The 17,020-nt window shown below is 66.3% G+C and carries 18 protein-coding genes; 10 read left to right on the forward strand and 8 right to left on the reverse strand.

Annotation, left to right across the window (positions count from 1 at the left end; genetic code table 11):
- Window positions 1-35: 35 nt before the first annotated feature.
- Entirely contained in the window at window positions 36-1,757 is a 1,722-nt protein-coding gene (locus ISP20_RS01820) for an ATP-binding cassette domain-containing protein (protein ID WP_204634344.1), read from the forward strand.
- Here ISP20_RS01820 and ISP20_RS01825 read toward each other — a convergent pair.
- From ISP20_RS01825 to ISP20_RS01835, 3 genes are all read right to left on the reverse strand, one after another.
- Entirely contained in the window at window positions 1,754-2,278 is a 525-nt protein-coding gene (locus tag ISP20_RS01825) for a hypothetical protein (RefSeq protein ID WP_204634345.1), read from the reverse strand. The genes ISP20_RS01820 and ISP20_RS01825 overlap by 4 nt on opposite strands.
- A 289-nt stretch (window positions 2,279-2,567) precedes the next feature.
- Complete coding sequence (locus tag ISP20_RS01830; RefSeq protein WP_204634346.1) at window positions 2,568-3,032, reverse strand: hypothetical protein; 465 nt, start codon at window positions 3,030-3,032, stop codon at window positions 2,568-2,570.
- A gap of 20 nt (window positions 3,033-3,052) precedes the next feature.
- Window positions 3,053-3,547 carry a hypothetical protein gene (locus ISP20_RS01835; RefSeq protein WP_204634347.1) on the reverse strand — a complete coding sequence of 165 codons (495 nt, stop codon included), beginning with the start codon at window positions 3,545-3,547 and terminating at the stop codon, window positions 3,053-3,055.
- A gap of 167 nt (window positions 3,548-3,714) precedes the next feature.
- On the opposite strand from ISP20_RS01835, the gene ISP20_RS01840 reads away from it, so the two are divergent.
- The gene (locus tag ISP20_RS01840; protein WP_204634348.1) at window positions 3,715-4,203 is read left to right on the forward strand and encodes a DUF6496 domain-containing protein; all 489 of its coding nucleotides are present in this window, start codon (window positions 3,715-3,717) and stop codon (window positions 4,201-4,203) included.
- A 99-nt stretch (window positions 4,204-4,302) separates the two neighbouring features.
- Entirely contained in the window at window positions 4,303-4,521 is a 219-nt protein-coding gene (locus tag ISP20_RS01845) for a hypothetical protein (RefSeq protein ID WP_239535165.1), read from the forward strand.
- 74 nt (window positions 4,522-4,595) lie between these two features.
- Here the strand turns inward: ISP20_RS01845 and ISP20_RS01850 are convergent, their stop codons facing one another.
- Window positions 4,596-5,141 (reverse strand): DUF4142 domain-containing protein, encoded by a 546-nt coding sequence (locus ISP20_RS01850; RefSeq protein WP_204634349.1) that lies wholly within the window; start codon window positions 5,139-5,141, stop codon window positions 4,596-4,598.
- A 181-nt stretch (window positions 5,142-5,322) separates the two neighbouring features.
- Complete coding sequence (locus ISP20_RS01855; protein WP_204634350.1) at window positions 5,323-5,859, reverse strand: carboxymuconolactone decarboxylase family protein; 537 nt, start codon at window positions 5,857-5,859, stop codon at window positions 5,323-5,325.
- Window positions 5,860-5,990: 131 nt separating this feature from the next.
- On the opposite strand from ISP20_RS01855, the gene ISP20_RS01860 reads away from it, so the two are divergent.
- Window positions 5,991-6,908, forward strand: coding sequence for an AraC family transcriptional regulator (locus tag ISP20_RS01860; protein WP_204634351.1), 918 nt, complete (start codon window positions 5,991-5,993; stop codon window positions 6,906-6,908).
- Window positions 6,909-6,914: 6 nt separating this feature from the next.
- Here the strand turns inward: ISP20_RS01860 and ISP20_RS01865 are convergent, their stop codons facing one another.
- A complete protein-coding gene (locus ISP20_RS01865; RefSeq protein WP_204634352.1) occupies window positions 6,915-7,874 on the reverse strand; it encodes a GlxA family transcriptional regulator in 960 nt (319 codons plus the stop codon).
- A 115-nt stretch (window positions 7,875-7,989) separates the two neighbouring features.
- Between ISP20_RS01865 and ISP20_RS01870 the strand changes: the two genes are divergently transcribed.
- From ISP20_RS01870 to ISP20_RS01895, 6 genes are all read left to right on the forward strand, one after another.
- Entirely contained in the window at window positions 7,990-8,793 is an 804-nt protein-coding gene (locus ISP20_RS01870) for an SDR family NAD(P)-dependent oxidoreductase (RefSeq protein ID WP_204634353.1), read from the forward strand.
- A 120-nt stretch (window positions 8,794-8,913) separates the two neighbouring features.
- A complete protein-coding gene (locus tag ISP20_RS01875; RefSeq protein ID WP_204634354.1) occupies window positions 8,914-9,990 on the forward strand; it encodes an NAD(P)H-dependent flavin oxidoreductase in 1,077 nt (358 codons plus the stop codon).
- A gap of 92 nt (window positions 9,991-10,082) precedes the next feature.
- The gene (locus ISP20_RS01880) at window positions 10,083-11,054 is read left to right on the forward strand and encodes a LysR family transcriptional regulator (protein ID WP_204634355.1); all 972 of its coding nucleotides are present in this window, start codon (window positions 10,083-10,085) and stop codon (window positions 11,052-11,054) included.
- 108 nt (window positions 11,055-11,162) lie between these two features.
- Complete coding sequence (locus ISP20_RS01885; protein ID WP_204634356.1) at window positions 11,163-11,873, forward strand: SDR family NAD(P)-dependent oxidoreductase; 711 nt, start codon at window positions 11,163-11,165, stop codon at window positions 11,871-11,873.
- A 53-nt stretch (window positions 11,874-11,926) separates the two neighbouring features.
- Window positions 11,927-12,163 (forward strand): tautomerase family protein, encoded by a 237-nt coding sequence (locus ISP20_RS01890; RefSeq protein ID WP_204634357.1) that lies wholly within the window; start codon window positions 11,927-11,929, stop codon window positions 12,161-12,163.
- Window positions 12,164-12,220: 57 nt separating this feature from the next.
- A complete protein-coding gene (locus ISP20_RS01895) occupies window positions 12,221-13,501 on the forward strand; it encodes an MFS transporter (RefSeq protein WP_204634358.1) in 1,281 nt (426 codons plus the stop codon).
- Window positions 13,502-13,509: 8 nt separating this feature from the next.
- Here the strand turns inward: ISP20_RS01895 and ISP20_RS01900 are convergent, their stop codons facing one another.
- Window positions 13,510-16,320, reverse strand: coding sequence for a serine/threonine-protein kinase (locus tag ISP20_RS01900; protein WP_204634359.1), 2,811 nt, complete (start codon window positions 16,318-16,320; stop codon window positions 13,510-13,512).
- 67 nt (window positions 16,321-16,387) lie between these two features.
- A complete protein-coding gene (locus ISP20_RS01905; RefSeq protein WP_204634360.1) occupies window positions 16,388-16,933 on the reverse strand; it encodes an ECF-type sigma factor in 546 nt (181 codons plus the stop codon).
- Window positions 16,934-17,020: the final 87 nt, after the last annotated feature.

Here is a 17,020-nt window from a genome sequence, read left to right on the forward strand (position 1 = left end):
CGGGCGCGTGTAAGACACCGCGTGGTTGCCTAGTCATGCAAAGCGCAAGCACGCGGTCGCAAGAGCAGTTGCGTGGCCTGTCGCGGCCTTTTTTTGAGACGCTGGCGAAGCTGGGCTTCGGCGGCATGGCGTGGTACGTCGCCTTGTCGTTGGGCAGCGCGCTGAGCGGGAATCTCGCTGCCATCTGCCTCGTTCCCCTGGTGGCACCGAACCAGTCGATGCCATCGGGTCTGGGCTGGTTGCTGCGCGGCGAGCCCGACATGCAGGCGCTCGCCTTCGTCATCGCCTCGGCGATATTTGCCTTGCTGCGCTGGCAGGCGGCCCGCGTGGGCACGCGATTGGCCAGCCGCTACGGTATGTACCTGCGCCAGACCGTGCATGCGCGGCGCATCGATGCGCCGTTGTCCTCGTTGTCGGATGCCACCTCGGCTGAAATCGCCCACGTGCTCACCTACAACGTCGAGATCGTCACGCAGGGCTTCAATGCGCTGCTGCAATTGCTGGTGGCTGCCATGACCACCATGGTCTGCCTTGCCATGGCCTTGTGGCTGTCGCCAGCGCTGTTGCTGGCGATGCCGCTGGTGGTGGGTTTCGCGCTGGTCGCTTCGCGCATCAACGGGCGCGAGCAGGCCACGGTCAGCAGGCAGTACGTGGCCGACCTGACCCGTTTGTTCTGGATGAGCGAAGACTTTCCCCGCCGCTGGCGGCATATCCGCTCGTTCGGCCGCGAGGATGCCGAGAAGGCGCATTACGCCGACATCTCGCAGCGCCTTGGCAACGGCTATCGTCACCAGCTGGATCTGATCGCCACGGGCCGGCTGGTACTGGAGATGCTGGCCGCGCTGGGCATTGCCGCGATCTTCTTCATCGCCAACCGGTGGCACGGCGTGGATCGCGCCGCGCTGATCGCCGTGTGCCTGCTGTTGGCGCGCCTGCTGCCTTACCTGGTGTCCACGCGGCAGAACTTTCAGCAGCTGCGGACTTCCATTCCGGCGTTCCAGTTGTGGTTGCGCCATGTCGGCGTGGCGGCGGCCGTGCCGGCCGCGGCGATCCCGCCGATGGCCCTGCGCGAAGCGCTGCATATCCGCCAGCTTCGGCTCGATGCGCCCACGCCGCTCGACCTGCGCGAACTCACCCTGGTACCCGGCGAACTGACCCTGGTCTGCGGCGACTCGGGCATCGGCAAGAGCAGCCTGATCGACGTGCTGGCCGGCATGACGGCACCGGCGCAGTTTCACGCGCGCATGGGCGAGCGTGCCGTCGATTTTTCTACCTACGCGGCCTTGGTGAGCAAGGGTGCCTATGTCAGCCAGAGCGTGCGCCCATGGCAGACCACGGTGCGCGAATGCCTGCGCTGGGCTGCGCCCGAGGCGGCGGATGCCGCGATGCTGCAAGCGCTCGCCGATGTCGGCCTGGACAAGCGGCTGGCCGATACATCCAGCGCACTCGACACCACCTTGAGCAGTTCGTCCAGCCGCCTGTCCGGCGGCGAATTGCAGCGGCTGCTGCTGGCGCAGGTGCTGCTGCATCGTCCGGCGATTGCCCTGCTGGACGAGGCGACCAGTGCGCTGGATCCCGACGCGGAACTGGCCGTGCTGGCCGCCTTGAAACGCCGGTTGCCACAGACCATTGTGATCGTGGTGTCGCACCGCGCCGGCGTGGCCTCGGTGGCGGATCAATGCCTGGCGATCAGCGCAGGCAGCGCCACGGTGACCGCGACCGACGCGCGGGCCACGAGCGCGGCGGCCGCTCTCTAGGCGCCCGACATCGCATCCGGTTTCGCCGGCATCGGCCCGAGGAACATCGCGCGGAGCCGTTCCACGCCGATCACGCGCGCCAGCTCGGCAAACACGCAGTAGTTGAAGATGAGCACCAGCAGCAGGATCTGGATGGCCCAGAAATGCGGCCAGTTCATCGTGGCGAGCAACTGGTGATGTGCCGCGCCCCAGTCGTGCGTGTCCTTCCAGGCTTCGTGCAGCCGCTCCAGATAGTGGATGAAGGTGGCGATCAAGTTGTAGATCACCGTCTTCCACAGCACATTCCACAGCAACGGCTTTTCCGGAAACCGGTTGATGAAGGGCAGCATGTTGGCCAGCAGCACCGCCTTGCCCAGGATCAGCGCGGAGATCGCCACGGTGGCGAAGGTGGGCAGCGAGAGGCCGGTGCCGCGGGTCAACAGTCCGCGAACCAGCACGACCAGATTGAGCATGACGAAGAAGAAGATGGTCGGCGGCAGCATCTTCAACATTTCGTGTTTGATCTTTGCCAGCGCGCCCATGGGCTACTCCCGCGGATGTCGGTCGCCAGGCGGTGCGGAACGGGTTTGAGCTGCGCCTGGCGGAGGGCGCCCCGTGGCGAAGCGGCCCGTCCTACATAGGGCGCTTCGCGCACGTATTTCATCCGCTTGGGCCGCGCCGGGCTAGCGAACATCTACGGGCCGCGGCTTAGGTAATTTCGCCTAAGTAGGCGACCTGTGGGAGCGCACCCTGTGCGCGACGGGTGCGCTGGGATGTATCGCTCCGTAGGTTTGTCGCGTACAGGGTGCGCTCCCACAGGAGGTTTTGAGGCTAGTGCAGGCGGTGTTTCCCATGCTGCGAGGCGCGGATGGCACGCTCCACATCCGTGCGGTCGCCCATGCCCTGTTCGGGCCAGAGCGATGCATCGTCTTCCTTCAGCGATTCGCCGGCGAGGATATGCACAGCGATCGCCTCCAGCTCGCGCATCACGGCGATCACTTCTTCGAGCGAACCGTCGTCGTCGATCTCCACGGTAAGCACGGCGAAACCGATCTCCACCGGCGGCGGCAGCACGTCGGGTGCGCGCAGATGGTGTTGCTCGCCCTCGCGCTCGCCGCGGTGACTGACGCGCGACACCACGGTGGTCGGCGCACTGGCGCTGGCGGCCGAGCGGCCCACGCTTTCGTCGCATTGCACGACGCCTTTGCGCCGGGGCAGGCCGCGGGACATCAGCTTGTCGAAGGCCGAGGCGGCGGCGAACTGGTTGTCGAATTTGGCCACGATCAGATTGCTCACGGCGTGTCCTCCCGGACCGGCTAGGTCAATGCGGTGGCGCGATGAAAGTCCAGGTGACGCGCACCCAGGGCCATCAGGGCGTGATGTGCGCGATGCAGCGTGTCGACATCGCCATCGATCACGATAAGAATCTTTCCTTCGCGAATCTCCTGCTCGAACTCCCGGTGCACCACATCGGGTACCGACGAGCCCACCAATGCGCTCACCCAGGCGCCTGTCGCCACGCCAATCAGCGCCATGGCGCCCACACCGGCAATGGTCAGGCCGATGGGCGTGACCAGGGCCAGCATGCCCGCAATCAGTCCGGAAGCGCCGCCGGTGACGGCGCCGCGAAGTGCGGCCGGATAGAAGTCGTTCATCACCAGTTTGCGATCGTCCGGGATGCGATCCATCGAAATATCGTCGCGCGCGACCAGCGAAATGTCGCGATCGGCGATGCCGGCTTCGCGCGCGGCCTGGATGGCGCGGTTCGCGGCGCCGATGCCGACGGTGCTGTAGACATGCCGGATTTTCATGCCCGCAGGCTTGCATGGCCGGCGTGAACGCCGTGGTGTCGGCATGTGACCGACGTGGGCAGGAGCATGAGTCTTCACTGAACGTGGTCGAATGTTGTGCGAAAGGATGACGTGCGCTGCACATCCGGTGGCTTAGATCATTAGGCACACTCGATCAGGAGTCCGCTATGCCCGAAGCAAAGACGCGCAAAGCCGTGACGCGCGACAAACGGCAAGGCAAATCGGCCAGTACGCAGGCCGGTGAGTTCGTGCGCGAGGAAATCGAACACGTACGCGAAGGCAAACACGGTGCGCGTTCCACCAAGCAGGCGATTGCCATCGGCCTGTCCAAGGCCAGGCGCGCTGGCGTCAAGGCGCCGGTGAGCAAGACGGCGAGCACATCGACGCGCAAGAAAGCCGCGCAGGACGAGACCGCCGCCAAGCATCGCCGCAAACCCTCGACTACCCGTTCGCGGGCCACCACCCGCGCATTGAAGAAGGAAGGGCACACGGCCGCCACGCATTCGGCGGTGTCCAAGCAGGCGAAGGCGAGCGCGAAAAAGCGCACCAGCGCATCGCGCTCGACCGCTGCCAAGAAGGCCGCGCGCACCAAGGGTGCCGCTGGCCGTCCCGCCGCTGCCAAGAAGGCAGCCCGTACCCGCAAGGCGCGTGCATGACCGCAACATAGGACGACTCGGTTCCGCTCCACTCGCGCACTATCGACCCATGTTCTATGGGTTCACGGTTTCATTGGTTCACGCCCACGGAGGTAACCCATGGTTTTTTCGACACGCAAGATGTGTGCACCGCTGGTGCTGGCTTTGGTAGCCGTTGCCGGTTGCAGTCACCAGGGTGACGACAGCGCCAGTACGCCGCCGCCCGCACCGGCCAGCACCGCGGCCGCGCCGGCTCCGGTATCGCCGGCCACGCCCGCCACGGCGCCGACGCCCGCTTATCCACAGAGCTCGCCGGCTCCGGCAACCACCACGCATTAATGGTTGCGGGTGGCATGAGCCACGCGATCCCTTGACGGGGATCGCGTGGCTTTGGCGTGTTCACCGTTCGGCGATCAGGGCGTGCCCATCGGCGGATGGGTGGACAGCGCTTCGGCCATTTCCAGGTGGTGCTTGAGCGTCGGCAAGGTCGCGCTGGCAAACGCCTTCACGTCCGGGTCGCTGCTGTGCGAGGCGGCGTCGAACAGCGCAATGGCTTTCTGGTGGCCGCCCACCATCGCCGATGCATAGGCCTTGTCGAAATCGCTGCCGCTCAGGGATTGCAGCTTGTCCATCACGTCCGACGGCGGTGGCTGCAGCACCACGTTGGCATGTTTGCGGCTGGCCAGCGCGGCCAGCTGCTTGTTGGCGGCGGTATGGTCCTTCACCAGTTGCTGCGCAAGCGCCTTGGTTTGCGGCGAAGAGGCCTTCTGCATGGCCAGCTGGCCCATCTGCACTTCACCGGCGCCATCGCTGGAAGCCTTGGTGAAGAACTCCTGGTCCGATACGGGACTCTGCGCCGATGGCGATTCGCCTGACGTGGCGGCCTGGGCCCAGAGTTCGCTGCTCAACGGCACCGAGATGAACAATGCCGTGGCGATAATGAGGGATGATCGATGCATGACGGCCACCTTGTTCCACTGGAAGAGGTGACAAAACCGTAGTGGGCGCGCGATCCCGGGCGTGTGACACCGGTGTGTGCATCGCGTCGTGACCAATCCTGTGTTGCCAAAACGACAGCTTTGCGCGTGGCACACGCCGAACGGCCGGATCGCGATCTGCATCGCGATCCGGCGTGCAGCCTCAGGCCGCCTTGGGGAAGTCGAGCACCGTGTCGTTGACGCGGTTGACCATATTGGTGAACAGGATCGCGCTGATGGCCAGGATCGCTTCCAGGATCTGGCGATCGCTGTAACCGACGGCCTTCACCTTGGCGACTTCGTCGGCGGACACGGTGTTGCTGGTGGTCACCAGCGTCAGTGCGAACTTGATCAGCGCGTCGACCTTGGCGTTGCCTTCGAGGCCGCCCTTGCGGATCTGCTGGATCTGCTCGGCGGTGTAGCCGGCCATCTTGCCGGTCATGCTGTGGGCGGCGAGACAGTAGTCACACTGCGACGCTTCGCTCACCGCGAGATTGATCGCTTCGAGCTCCAGCGGCGAGAGCTCGCCCTGCTTCAGCACGGCGCCGGTGTGCAGCACATGGGCCAGCACGTTCGGGGCACTGCTGCCGATGGTGGCGTAGGCGTTGGGCACCTTGCCGACCGCCTTCTTGATGGCGGCAAACAGGGCGGCGGACTCTTCCGGTGCTTCGGCAACATTGATGGTGGCAAGACGGCTCATGACATGTACTCCTGGTATTGGGTTGAAGAGTTGGTGTGTGGTGAAACCTTGACCGTGTGAAAATGATAGGAACGGAGCCCCCTTCGTTCCGCACACGCGCGTCTCAATCCTTTGCCCGGGAGTCTCAACCGATGGATGGCCTCGATCGACTGGTGCACGCCGTCGCACCCACCGGTTCCGTGGAGCTGCAATGCCATTTCGCCGGGGATTGGACGCTCGACCATCCGTCGACACCGCCCAACCATCTGCCGTACCACATCATCCTGGCCGGCCACGCCGAGCTGGAGCTGGACGGCAAGACCAGCGCGCTGGTCCCGGGCGACGTGCTGCTGTTTCCCTACGGCGACGCGCACATCCTGCGCAGCACCACGGCTGGCATCGATGGTCAACGCCCGATGCTGGAAAACCGGCGCCGGCCGCATGGCCGCGTCACGCTGATCGAACATGGCGGCGACGGTCCGGCGCTGGACATGCTGTGCGGTGCGTTCCAGCTATCGGGCGCTACCGATGCCTTATGGACCGGCTTGCCCAAGGTGCTGCACGTGAGGACGGAGCATCGCGATGCGCTGCTCGGACTCATCCAGGTCCTGCGTGACGAAGCGGCGCGCCCCTTGCCGGGCGGGGGCACCGTGGTCGAAAGCGTCACCGGCGCGATGTTCACGCTGATCCTTCGCAGCATGACGGCGAGCGGACAGCTGCAGCTGGGTATCCTGGGCATGCTGGCGCACCCGAAGATGGCCCTGGTGGTGGATGCGGTGCTGAAAGATCCTGCGCACGCCTGGACGCTGCAAAGCATGGCGGAGGTGGCGCATACCTCGCGCGCCAGCTTCGCGCGGCACTTCAGCGAGATCAGCGGGATGACGCCGATGGACTGGGTCAACGGCGTGCGCCTGGGCGTGGCGGCGCAGTCGCTGCGCGCGGGGCGCTTGTCGGCGGGCAGGGCGGCGGAGTTGGCCGGCTATGCCTCGGAAGCGGCGTTTGCCCGCGCATTCAAGACACGCTACGGCACGCCGCCTGCTGCGTACGGTCGTTTGCACGCAGCGCGCTGAGCGCCATCAGGCCGTGGCCAGATCGTCCGGCTCGTAGACGGGCGACTGCCGCCGGATCGCCTGTGGCGGTTGGCCGAACGCGCGAACGAACGCTCGGCGCATGCGTTCGCGATCGGCGAATCCCACCTCGCGCGCCACCACTTCGACCGGATGGCGCGTCTGCTCCATCATCAGGCGCGCCGCCTCGATGCGCAGGTGCTCCACCGCTTTGGCTGGCGACTGGCCGGTTTCCGCGCGGAACGCACGGCTGAACTGGCGCGCGCTGAGGTTGGCGGCAGCGGCGAGTTCTTCCACCGACAGCGTCGAGCGCAGGTGGCTCTTCGCGTAGGTCAGCGCGCTCTGGATGCGGTCGGATTTGGGTTCCAGTTCCAGCAACGTGGAGAACTGCGACTGGCCGCCCGCGCGGCGGTGATAGAGCACGAGCTTGCGCGCCACCTTGCGCGCCACCTCGATGCCCAAGTCCTTCTCCACCATCGCCAAGGCCAGATCCACGCCGGCGCTCATGCCGGCCGAGGTCCAGATGTCGCCGTCGATGATGAAGATGCGGTCCTCTTCCACATCCACGTTCGGATGGCGCTCGGCCAGCTCGCGCGCCAGCAGCCAGTGGGTGGTGGCACGGCGTCCGTCGAGCAGGCCGGTTTCGGCCAGCAGGAAGGTGCCGGTGCAGATCGCGGCCACCCGCCGCGCCCGCGACGGCGCCTCGCGGACGAAATCGAGCAGTGCGGGCGTGCTCTCGGGGATGCCCACGCCGCCGCAGATCAGCAGGGTGTCGAACGGCTCGGCGGAGAACGCTTCGCTCTGCGTCGTCATGCCGAACGAACTGCGCACGGCCGCACCCGTCTCGGACAGGTAATGGACGTCGTAGACGCTCTCCTCCAGCTCGATATTGGCGAATTCGAACACCGAGGCAGCCGCCAGGCTCATCATCTGGAAGCCGTGAAAGATAACAAAACCAATACGTTGCATGGGGTGGCCTCGCCGTGTCCTAAAAGGTGGCATATGCGACATTTAAGTCTTGATGGGGTCGACTTACAACTATCCCCATACCCCGGCACCCCGCCGGCACCTGTGGAGCAACGACATGACGACCCAACCCAAGGGCACGGCCCTGATCACCGGCGCCTCATCCGGCATCGGCGCCATCTATGCGGACCGCCTGGCCCGCCGCGGCTACGACCTGATCCTGGTGGCGCGCAACCGCGAACGCCTGAGCGACCTGGCCCGCCGCCTGACCGATGCCACCGGCCGCTCGGTGCAGGTGTTCCCGGCCGACCTCGGCGACGCGACCGAACTGGCCAAGGTGGAAGCGCTGCTGCGCAACGACCGCAGCATTACCCTGCTGGTCAACAACGCAGGCTTCGGTGCCGCGACGCCGCTGCTGCAATCGGACGTGGCACGCATGTCCGAGATGATCTCGCTCAACGTGAACGCGCTGACGCGCCTCGCTTATGCGGCGGTGCCCGGCTTCGTCGAGCGCGGCCATGGCACGGTGGTCAACATCGCCTCCATCGTGGCGGTGGCACCGGAAATGCTCAACGGCGTGTACGGCGGCTCCAAGGCCTACGTGCTGGCGTTCTCCCAGTCACTGCATCACGAACTGGCCGACAAGGGCGTGAAGGTGCAGGCCGTATTGCCGGGTGCAACTGCCACCGAGTTCTGGGACGTGCTGGGCCATCCGGTCAGCAACCTGCCGCCGGCCTGGGTGATGACGGCCGACAACATGGTGGACGCGGCGCTGGCGGGCCTCGACCAGGGCGAGCTGGTCACCATTCCCGCCTTGCCCGATGCGGCCGACTGGGGTAGCTACGAAGCAGCGCGCCAGAAGCTGATGCCGAACCTGTCGCACACCAAGCCCGCCGCTCGCTATGGCCTCGCGTCGGCTTGATACGAAAGTCGCAGCATTCTTTCGCGCCGCGGAAGACTGACTGCCGGCTCGGGTGGTTTCGATGGGGCATGGCGGACGGTACAGTCCGCGGTGTCCCCATCGAGCCAGGAGCCAGCCGCCATGGCCAGCGTCGCATCGTCGTCATTGCTCAGCGCCATCGGCATGAGCGTGCCCATCATCCAGGCGCCGATGGCCGGCATTTCATCGCCGGCAATGGCGGCGGCGGTCAGCAACAACGGCGGGCTGGGTTCGCTGGGCGTGGGAGCGATGAACGCAGGCAAGGCGCGCGAGGCCACTCACGCGTTTCGCCAATCAAGCAGCGGCCCGCTCAACATCAACCTGTTCGTGCACCGGCGCGCGCATGCGGACGCGGTGAAAGAAGCTGCCTGGATCGCGCGGCTCGCGCCGGAATTCAAGCGCTTCGGCGCCACGCCGCCGTCGGCGCTGAAAGAAATCTACACCTCGTTTCTCGCCGATGACGACATGCTTGCCATGCTGGTGGCTGAAAAGCCCCGCGTGGTGAGTTTTCATTTCGGCCTGCCTCGGCCCGACCAGCTGAAGGCCTTGCACGATGCCGGTGTATTCCTGATGGCATCGGCCACCAACCTGCACGAGGCCAAGGCCATCGAAGCCGCCGGCATCGACGCGGTGGTGGCGCAGGGTTACGAAGCAGGCGGCCATCGCGGCATGTTCGATCCCGATCTCGACGACACCCGGCTGGGTACGTTCGCGTTGACGCGCCTGCTGGTGAAGAACGTGGGCATCCCGGTGATTGCCGCAGGCGGCATCATGGACGGCGCCGGCATCGCGGCGGCGCTGGAACTGGGCGCCGCAGCGGCACAGCTGGGCACGGCGTTCGTGGTGACCGACGAATCGCTGGCCGATGCCGGTTATCGCCAGGCGATGGCCAGCGACGCCGCCAACGCCACCGCGATGACGCGGGCAGTATCCGGTCGCCCCGCGCGCAGCTTGGCCAGCCTGTTCACGCGCCTCGGTGCCAGCGTGGCGGATGCTGAAATTCCCGACTATCCCACCGCCTACGATGCCGGCAAAGCGTTGAACGCGGCAGGACGTGCCGCTGGCGAAGCCGGCTATGGCGCGCACTGGGCCGGGCAGGGTGCACCGCTGGCGCGGCCCATGTCCTCGGCTGCTTTGATGCAGACCCTCATCGGCGAGTGGCGGCAGGCGACGAGCTGATCTGATCATCACGTTCTGCAGCTAGTCGCCATCGGAACAGTTGTAGGACACTTTCCCGACCCGGTTTCAACACCGACAGGCAAGGCATTCCCATGGATCGCATCGACGCCATGAAGGTGTTCGTCGCTGCGCTGGACGAGGGCAGCCTCGCCGGCGCCAGCCGCAAGACCGGGCGTTCCGCCGCGGCGGTGAGCCGCGCCATCGCTTTTCTCGAAGCGCATGTCGGGGTGCCGCTGCTGCATCGGACCACGCGCTCGATCAAGTTGAGCGAAGCGGGCGAACGCTACGCCGTCGCCTGCCGCAAGATGCTGCTGGAACTGGAAGAAGCGGACCGCAACGCAGCAGGCGAGCGTTCGGTGCCGCGCGGCACGCTGACCATTTCCGCGACGGTGTTCGCGGGCGTGGAAATCCTGCGGCCGATCGTCGATGCCTTCATCGATGAATTCCCCACCGTCAACGTGCGCATGCACCTGCTCGAACGCCCGGTCAACCTGGTGGAAGAGGGCATGGACCTGGCGCTGCGCATCACCCATCTGGCCGATTCCACGCTGGTGGCGCATCCCGTTGGCGAAGTGCGCCGGGTGATCGTGGCCTCGCCGCGCTACCTGGCCACGCATCCACGCATTGCCGAGCCGGCGGACCTGGCCAAGCAGCAGATCGTCGCGATGGCCCACATGGGCATGGATTCGTGGAGCTTCCCGCCCCTGGACGGCTCGTCGGTATCGCGCTCCGTGTCGTTCACGCCGCGGCTGATGGTCAACAATATCCGCGCCGCGATCGAATCGGCGGTAGACGGCCACGGCGTGACGCGCCTGTTGTCCTACCACGTGGCACCGGAAATCAGGGCCGGCAAGTTGCAGGTGCTGCTGGCCGAGGCCGAGCCCCCGCCGCTGCCGGTGAACATCGTGTCGCCGTATGGACGTCTGTCCGTGCCCAAGGTGAGGGCTTTCGTCGACTTTGCCTTGCCGCGCCTGCGCTCGCGTTTCGCCTGCCTGGCGAAGGACGCTTCGTTCGTGTCCGAGGCGCCGATTCAACCGCCGCGCGGAAGAGTGTCTGCCGGATAGCAGGAATTCTCTAACGCTGGGTACGCGCCTAGATTGTGGGTGTCGGCAACGCAGAGCCGATCAGCATCGAGCTGAAGCTCTTATCCCCATCCTGGAGTGAACCCTCTCATGAACAGTCAGCAGAAAGTCGCCATCATCACGGGTGCCTCGCAAGGCATTGGCGCAGGCCTGGTCAAGGCCTTCCGCGACCGCAACTATCGCGTGATCGCCAACTCGCGTTCGATCAAGCCGTCGAGCGATCCGGACGTGATCGCCGTCGCCGGCGACATCGGCGACCGTGCCGTGGCCCAGCGCGTGGTGGCGGAAGCGATCGCCCGCTTCGGCCGCATCGACACGTTGGTGAACAACGCCGGCATCTTCACCGCCAAGCCGTTCACCGCGTTCACCGAACAGGACTATGCCGACAATATTTCGGTCAACCTCAACGGCTTCTTCCACATTACCCAGCTGGCCATCGCTGAAATGGAGAAGCAGGGCAGCGGCCACATCGTCAACATCACCACCAGCCTGGTCGACCATGCGATCGACGGCGTGCCTTCGGTACTCGCCTCGCTGACCAAGGGCGGTCTCAACGCCGCCACCAAGTCGCTGGCGATCGAATACGCCAAGCGCGGCATCCGCGTGAATGCGGTGGCGCCGGGCGTGATCAAGACGCCGATGCATGCGCCGGAAAGCCATGGTGCACTGGCCGGCCTGCACCCGGTAGGCCGCATGGGCGAGATCTCCGATGTCACCGATGCAGTGATCTATCTCGACACCGCGGGCTTCGTGACGGGCGAGATCCTGCACGTCGATGGCGGCCAGAGCGCCGGTCACTGATCCATCACGAGGGGTGGGCGAGCGTCCACCCCTCATCACTGGAGGATAGAGCCATGCCTATCGTGAACATCAAGGTCACCCGCGAAGGTTCCGCACCCGGACGCAGCGCGGTGACGGCGGAAGAGAAGGCGCTGCTGATCAAGGGCGTCAGCCAGCTGTTGCTCGACGTGCTGCACAAGCCGCTGGACTCCACCTTCGTGGTGATCGACGAAGTGGAGATGGAGAACTGGGGCTGGGGCGGTTTGCCCGCGGAAGCGTTCCGCGCACAACGGGCCGCGGAAAAGAAATAGCGCGGGCGACGATGCGGCCGACGCGCCGCATCGCTCCCAAGGACAAGCGAAATCTCCATGCACACAGATACCATTGAGTCGCCCGGCGTGGCGACGAACGCGGCTGCCGGTTATTCCGAGCGCAACGCCGCCTATTGGAAACGCAATCTGGCGATTGCCGTGTTCGGCTCCTTCAGCACGCTGGTGAGCCTGAGCATGCTGTTGCCGTTCCTGCCGCTGTATGTCGAGCAACTGGGCGTCAGCTCGCCGGCGTCGATCGTGCAGTGGTCCGGCATTGCCTTTGGCGCGACCTTTCTCGGCACCGCGCTCACCGCGCCGCTATGGGGCCATCTGGCCGACCGCTACGGCCGCAAGCCGATGCTGGTGCGTGCAGCGATCGGCATGGCGGTGATGATGTCGCTGATCGGCATGGCGCACAGCGTGATGGAGCTGGTGCTGCTGCGCCTGCTGGCAGGCCTGGTGGGCGGCTATGCCTCGGCGGCGACGGTGATGGTCGGCACACAGGCGCCGCGCCACCGGTCTGGCTGGGCGCTGGGCGTGCTTTCCATCGGTGCGCTTTCGGGCAGCCTGGTAGGGCCGCTGGTTGGCGGTTTCCTGCCGGACCTGGTGGGCATTCGCGGCACCTTCTTCGTGGGCGGCGGGGTGATTGCGCTGGCTGCGTTGATCACGCTGTTCTTTGTGCGCGAAGATTTCGATCGAGCGCTGGACACGCGGGCGCCGTCGCACGAACACGCGCCTGCCGGCATGGCGCACAAGCCGTTGATGTTGACCTTGCTGGCCACCGCCATGATGGTGCTGCTGGCGAACATGTCGATCGAGCCGATCATCACCGTGTATATCGGCCAACTCGGCGTGCCGCACGATCGTCTGGCGCGCTTCGCGGGCATCGTGATGGCGACCTCGGCCTTCGGCAGCATGCTCACCTCGGCGCGCCTGGGCGCGTTCGCCGATCGCGTCGGCAGCGACCGGGTGATCATCGGCTGCCTGCTCGTCACCGCCCTGGTGATGCTGCCGCAGGCCTTCGTCACGCAATGGTGGCAGCTGGCGGTGCTGCGCGGACTGATGGGCATGTCGATGGCCGGGCTGCTGCCCGCGGTTGCCAAAGGCGTGCGTGCGCTGGTGGAGGATCACAAGACCGGCAAGACGCTGGGCTATCTGCAGTCTTCGCAATTTGCCGGCCAGGTCGCAGGGCCGCTGATGGGCGGGCAGATCGGCGCGTGGGTGGGTTTGCGCGAGGTCTTTTTCGTCACGGCCGCGTTGCTGCTGCTCTGCGCGGCGTTGAACCGCTGGGCGAACCGGCGGGACACGCGTCTGGTCGCGCTGCACCGGACTGCCTAGGCGGGTGATCAGTGCTTGCTGGTGCGAGTGTCGGCGAGCAGGCGTAGCGTCGCGTCGCGGTCGGTGTTCGGGCCCGGTTCGATTTCGGTCAGCAAGGCCCTGGCTTCGGTACGCAGGGGTTCGGCGGCGGTGTCGTTGCCCAGGGCCGCATCGGCACGCGCAAGCTCCGCATCCGCACGGGCGACGATGGCCGGTGCGCTGGGCGTGATGGTGCTGGCGGTGGCGAGCGCGTCGGCAAGTTCGTTGGCGGCATCGCGGTGGCGTCCCAGCGACTGCAGGATGTCGCCATACAGAAGACGCGTACGGATGGCCCGGTCCGAACGTTCGTCCGCCAGTGCGGTGTACATCGCGACCGCATCGTGCGCCAGGATCGCCGCGCGGTCATCGGCACCGTTGGCGGCGGCGAGTTCGGCTTGCACGGCCAGCGCAAAGGCGGTGTCCGGATGCGCATCGCGGTGGCGCCGCTGCGCTTCGGACAGCGCGCCGTCGGCAAACGTGCGCGCTTCATCCAGATGGCCGCGTGCGATCAGCACCTGGGCCAGCGACGCGCGGTCGTTGCTGCGGCCGTTGTCCGCGTAGTCCGCACCCAGCAGGCGCTGCTTGCGGTTCAGCGCGTCGCGTAGATCGGCTTCCGCATCGGCATACGCGCCCTGCGAAAAGCGCAGCCGCCCACGATTGCCGATGCTGATCGCCTGGTTGAGGCCACCGGCGGGCGCCAGATCCTCGTCGATGGCGATCGACTTGGCGTAGAACACCGCGGCTTCGTCGAACTTGCCTTCGAGCACGAACACATTGGCCAGATCGTTCAAATGCCATGCGGTGTGCGCATTGGGATGCGTATAGGCGCTGGCATCGATGTCGATCGCATCGCGCATGGTCTGTTCGCTCTCGCCGTAGCGCCCGAGCTTGATCAGGTCCGAGGTCAGGATCGCCAGCGTATCGGCGATCTCGGCATGCCGCGTGCCCAGGTGGATGCGCTTGCGCGCCAGCGCCTCGCGCAGCAGTGGCGCCGCGCGCTCGGGATGGCCGGCATCCATCAGGATCCATCCCAGGTTCATCACGGCCTCGGTCAAGGCCTCGCTATCGTCGGGCAGGATGCGGCGCGCCAATGCCAGCGCCTGGTTGCCCACCTCGATTGCCCTGGCCGATTCGCCGATCCGTTCGTCGAGGCCGGCGAGCCAGGCGAGCGCCACCACTTCTTCCGGCGAATCATGGTTGGGGCCGGCTTCGAAGGCCGCTATGGCGGTTTGCAGGCGCGAGGTCGCATCGCGCACGCGGCCCAGTTCGTCGGCTTCCCTGGCCAGCAGGTATTCGACGTGCAGGGTGCGGCGGTCGGTGGCGCCGAACTCCATCTTCGCCAGCGTGGCCGCTTCTTCGAGCGGCAACCAGGCGCGCTCGGGATGTCCGCTGCGGCGCTCCAGATCGCCCACCAGCGCGATGATCTCGGCGCGTAGCGCGGGCTGCATGGCGAAGTCGCGGTCGGCGCGTTCGCGTCCGCGCGCCAGCAGTTCCTGCGCGGTTTCGTTCGCTTCCGTGCCATGCGACGAGGTATCGAACAAGCCTTCGAGAAACGACTTGAGCGCGCCGGCGCGACGCGCTTCGCTCTCGGCAGCCTGCGCCTGCGCGCGGGCCTCTTGCGCGGAGCGGCTGGCCTGACGCGCTTCGTACAGGCCGGCGGCGGTGGCGCTGGCCAGCGCCATCGCAATCATGGCACCGACCGAAACGCCCAGCGCATGCCTGCGGGTGAACATCGCGACGCGGTAGGCCAGCGTATCGGCACGCGCCTGCAGCGGCTTGCCCTCCAGATAGCGCTGGATGTCGGCACCGAGCGCGCCCACGCTTGCATAGCGACGGTTCGGTTCCGCGCGCGTGGCCTGCTGCACGATCGCGTGCAGGTCGATGCCGAGTTTCTTGCGCAGGGCTTCATCGTCGAACGCAGGCGTCCGCGCCAGCTCGCGATCATCCGCGCGTCGCGGCAGTTCGCCCTGCAGCAGTTCGGCCAGCAGCACGCCCAGCGCGTAGACGTCGATGGCTGTGGTGGCCGCATCGCCGCCGAATTGCTCCGGTGCGGCATAGGCACGGGTGAGGCGGCGCACTTCCGTGCGCGTGCGGTCGTTGTCGCCGGTGAGCAGCTTGGCGATGCCGAAGTCGAGCAGCTTGACGCTGCCTTGCGCGCTCACCAGCACGTTGCTGGGTTTGAGGTCGCGGTGCACGATCAGGCTGCGATGCGCATGCTCCACCGCCGCGCACACGTCGATGAAAAGCGACAGGCGTTCGCGCACCGGCAGGCGCCGGCGTTCGCAGTGCACCACCAGGTTGTCGCCGGCCACGTACTCCAGCGCCAGGAACGGCGTGCCGCTGGGCGAGAAACCCGCGTCGAGCAGTTGCGCGATATGCGGGTGTTGCAGACGCGCCAGGATGCGTTGCTCGCGCAGGAAGCGGCGCCGCTCGTCGGCATCGTGCACGTCGATGCGCAACAGCTTGAGCGCCACCGTCTGCGGGCCGCCGGGAAGTTCGCGCTCCGCCTCGAACACGCTGGCCATGCCGCCCGCACCCACGAAGCGGAGTACGCGATAGCCTGCAATGACCGGCAACGACTCGGTGGCATCGTCCACCAGCACCGGCAACCACTGCGCCATGCCGCGTTCCAGTGCGTCGATGCCGGGCGCGTTGTCCAGCGCCTGCACCACCAGCACGCGCAGCGTGGCGTCGGCGCAATGCTGGCGCAGCCACTCGGCGCGCTCGGCCGGCGCGACGTCGAACAGGCGATCGATCAGCGGTTCGATCTCATGCCAGCGTTGGGCAAAGGCGGAAATCATCGGCAGTGCGTATTCCCGTGCGGATATACCCCAATAGCGTATTTACCCTGCCAACACCGACATGGATTCACGAATCAGGCATCAGGCAGGCCGACAGGAAGGTGCGCGCCTTCAGCCAGTCGCGCTCCACCGTGCGTGCGTTGACGCCCATCACCTCGGCGATGTCCGGGCTGGAAAGATCGGCGAACAGCCGCAGCTCGGCCACGCGCGCCAGTCGCTCGTCGGTGGCCGCTAGCCGGGTCAGCGCCTCGTCGATGGCCAGCACGTCGATGATCTCGGAGTGGTCCGCGGGCGCCGTGATCTCAGGCGCCTGGCGCTTCTGTGCCTTCCTGCGCCGCGCATGGTCGATCAGGATATGGCGCATCACCTGGCTCATGTACGCGTACAGGTGGGCGCGATCGGTGAACGTCACGGCGTCCTGCGAGACCAGTTTCAGGTAGGCCTCGTGCACCAGCGCGGTGGTTTCCAGCGTGTGCGCCGACTCGCGCGCACGCTGATGGCGCGCCAGGCGATGCAGCGTGGCGTAGATCTTCGGGATCAGCGCATCGATGGCGGCCGCGTCGCCGTGGGCGGCGCGCGAGAGCACTTCGGTGATGTGGAGATCGGCGGTCATGCCTGCCACGACCCCGCCGGCCATTCCCTCTGCATGAGGCGTGTCGGTGATGGCGCCTGTTTTGCGCTGTAAGGAGAGATGGCGCCG

This window comes from Dyella kyungheensis, assembly GCF_016905005.1.
Classification (GTDB): domain Bacteria; phylum Pseudomonadota; class Gammaproteobacteria; order Xanthomonadales; family Rhodanobacteraceae; genus Dyella; species Dyella kyungheensis.